1 protein-coding gene is annotated in these 792 nt (G+C 58.6%); it reads left to right on the top strand.

The genetic code is table 11. The features are described from left to right. Positions 1-591 (top strand): hypothetical protein (locus E8D38_RS28725; RefSeq protein WP_219851894.1); only part of this gene is annotated, 591 nt, incomplete at its 5' end. Positions 592-792 lie beyond the last annotated feature (201 nt).

The following is a 792-nucleotide window of genomic DNA, read 5'->3' as shown; positions in this document are numbered from 1 at the left end:
TCCGTGTGCAAAGGCGAAGGCAATCGTTCAGTATGGCTAGCGATCGCTCATGTTCCGGCACGTATGCGTCTGCCGCTCACTCGCTCGGCCCAAAATCGAAGTCGTTGCCGGTGCCTAACCCCTCCATCGAGCGGACATGCTCCGGCGGGCTTCGCCCACCTGCGCATGCCGCTCATGTCGAACGTTGGGCGTCACGAGTCGCATCTTTCGACGCCAATGAACACACTTTCATCGCCTGCTATAGAGATTGATCCCATGAATCAGAAGGGACCCTTCCCCAGAAAACTATTGATCGCGCCTGGGGTCTTTGCCCTTGCGTTTCTAGCAGCGCTTTTTGGCAGCGCAGCAGCGGAAGTCAAGCCCCCCACGCTCAGTGGACCGGTCATCCTTCTTGCTCTTGCTCTCACGGTGTTTGTCGCCCTTGTGCTGCAGGGTCTCGCATTGCTCACGGCGGTACCTCGTCTGATCACGTCCGTTCAAGATAGAACAGTGGCCAATTGGCTATCTACGGCCTTCGCTGTTGCTTGCGTTGTTCCAGCCCTCGCAAGTTTTGTCGCAGGTACTGCATTCATCGTGTCCGCCGGCAAGTAGCCCTCAACGATCAGCATCGCATCCACGATGACGCCCAACCCTTCCATCGAGAGGACCCGCCCCGGCAAGCCGGGTCGAGCCTCTCATGTCAAACTACAAGGGCTTCCCCCTCTGTCAAGCGAAGAGAGGCCGTGACCTTCAACGAAGGCCACCAGCAGCAAGAGACTGGCTTGGAGCTGGCGACAGCTGCGATGGGGGAGG

This window comes from Methylibium rhizosphaerae (genome assembly GCF_006386545.1).
In the GTDB taxonomy this organism is placed as follows: Bacteria; Pseudomonadota; Gammaproteobacteria; order Burkholderiales; family Burkholderiaceae_C; genus Pseudorivibacter; species Pseudorivibacter rhizosphaerae.
This window is presented reverse-complemented; position numbering and strand designations above follow the sequence as displayed.